The sequence below is a fragment of the Albidovulum sp. genome, assembly GCF_041919395.1.
GTDB lineage: Bacteria > Pseudomonadota > Alphaproteobacteria > Rhodobacterales > Rhodobacteraceae > Albidovulum.
Genome location: NZ_JAYRTX010000197.1, coordinates 1 through 1,908, shown reverse-complemented (window position 1 = coordinate 1,908; position 1,908 = coordinate 1). Strand labels below are relative to the sequence as shown.

Below are 1,908 nucleotides of genomic sequence, written 5' to 3'. Positions count from 1 at the left end.
AGACCTTGATGTGGCGGCGGCCGATCGGCTTCTGCCGGAACATCGGGTAGAACGTGACGACCTCGTAGACGTTGATCGGCTGCAGCTCGAGCTTGGCGGCGATCCACTCGATGGCCTCGGTCGAGATCCAGCCGACATCCTCCTGGATGAGATGCAGCAGGGGCAGCGTGGCGCTGCGCTTCACCGGGTAATGGGTGATGACCTCGTCGATTTGCTTGAGCGTTTCGGGTTTCAGTTTCATCGACGCAGTGAATCAGCGGTCGCACTCGCCCATGACGAAGTCGAGCGAGCCGAGGATGGAGACGACGTCGGACACGAGGTTGCCGACGCAGAGTTTCTGGAGGATGGACAAGTTACAGAACGAGGGGCTGCGGATCTTCATGCGGTAGGGCACGCCGCCGCCCTTGCTCACGATGTAGAAGCCCAGCACGCCCTTCGGGTTCTCGGCCTCGAAGTAGACCTCGCCGGCCGGCATCTGCGGGCCCTCGGTCACGATCATGAAGTTGTTGATGAGCTCCTCCATCGAGGTGAGGATTTTTTCCTTCGGCGGGGCGAAGATCTTGCGCGCGTCCTTCGCATACCAGTCGCCGCCGGGAAAATTCTTCACGATCTGCCGGATGATGCGGATGGACTGCTTCATCTCCTCGCCGCGGCAGAGGTAGCGGTCGTAGCAGTCGCCCTTCGAGCCGACGGGCACGTCGAACTCATACTGCTCGTAGCCGGAGTAGGGCTTGTCCTTGCGCAGGTCGTTCGGCACGCCGGAGCCGCGGAGGTTCGGACCGCTGAGACCGTAGGCGATGGCGTCGGCCTTCGAGATGACGCCGATGCCGACGGTGCGGTCGAGGAAGATCTTGTTCCGCGTCAGCAGGCCGAGGATCTCCTCGAGGATCGGCAGGAACTGGTCGCAGAACGCGTCGACCTTCTGCGTCCAGCCCTCGGGCACGTCGCGGGTCAGGCCGCCGATGCGGGTGTAGCTGGTGGTGAAGCGCGCGCCGGTCAGCTCCTCGAAGAGCTTGTAGAGTTTCTCGCGCTCCTCGAAGCAATACATGAACACCGACCAGGCGCCGACATCGATGCCGTAGGCGCCGAGGCCCATCAGGTGGGACGACACGCGGGCCATCTCGGCCGTGAGGACGCGGATCGCCTGGCAGCGGGGCGGCATCTCGAGGCCGGCGAGGCGCTCGACCGCGATGGCGTAGGCCATGTTGTTCGCGAGCGGGGCGATGTAGTCCAGCCGGTCCGTGTAGGGCACGAACTGGTTGTAGGTCATGTTTTCCGCGATCTTCTCGTCGCCGCGGTGCAGGTAGCCGATGACCGGGTCGGCCTTCGTCACAATCTCGCCGTCGAGCTCGAACTGGATGCGCAGCACGCCGTGGGTGGACGGGTGCGAAGGGCCCATCGAGAGGGACATCTTCTCCGGGTCGAACTCCTTCGGGAGGTTCGAGGCGGCTTTCGCGGCGGCGTCGGGATAGGAAAAATCGGTGGCCATGTTACTCGGGTTTCTCGCTCTTTTCGTTCCAGGCCTCGTCCTTGGCGCGCGGTTCGGCGTCGCTCATCGGCTCACCCGGGGTGGCCACGAAGGGGCCGCCGGCCATCGGGGCGGGAATGACGCCGACGCCGATCTCGGCGTTGATGTCGGCGTCGGACATCTCGGTGGGCAGGCCGGCGAGGGGGAACTCCTTGCGGAGCGGGAAATACGGGTAGGCGTCCCACATCAGGATGCGGCGCAGGTCGGGATGCCCGGTGAACTTGATGCCGAACATGTCGTAGGTCTCGCGCTCGTGCCAGTCGGCGCCGGCCCACAGGCCCGAGGTGGTCGGCATGGCCGGCTCGGCGTCGGAGGCGCAGGGGGCGGCGAGGCGGACGTAGGTGTGCTTCGTGCTCGAGTAGAGGTGCCAAACGACGGTG

At 64.9% G+C, this 1,908-nt stretch carries 3 protein-coding genes; all 3 read right to left on the bottom strand.

The features are described from left to right. Window positions 1–241 (bottom strand): NAD(P)H-dependent oxidoreductase subunit E (locus tag ACMUOO_RS17355; RefSeq protein ID WP_413855825.1); only part of this gene is annotated, 241 nt, incomplete at its 3' end. Between the two features lie 12 nt (window positions 242–253). Beyond that, a complete protein-coding gene (gene nuoD, locus ACMUOO_RS17350; RefSeq protein ID WP_413855824.1) occupies window positions 254–1,489 on the bottom strand; it encodes an NADH dehydrogenase (quinone) subunit D in 1,236 nt (411 codons plus the stop codon). Between the two features lies 1 nt (window position 1,490). Continuing rightward, a partial coding sequence (locus ACMUOO_RS17345) for an NADH-quinone oxidoreductase subunit C (RefSeq protein WP_413855823.1) occupies window positions 1,491–1,908 on the bottom strand: 418 nt, incomplete at its 5' end.

Excerpts from the sequence above, each read along its gene's own strand:
- nuoD (WP_413855824.1), bottom strand. The coding sequence starts at position 1,489 with ATGGCCACCGATTTTTCCTATCCCGACGCCGCCGCGAAAGCCGCCTCG.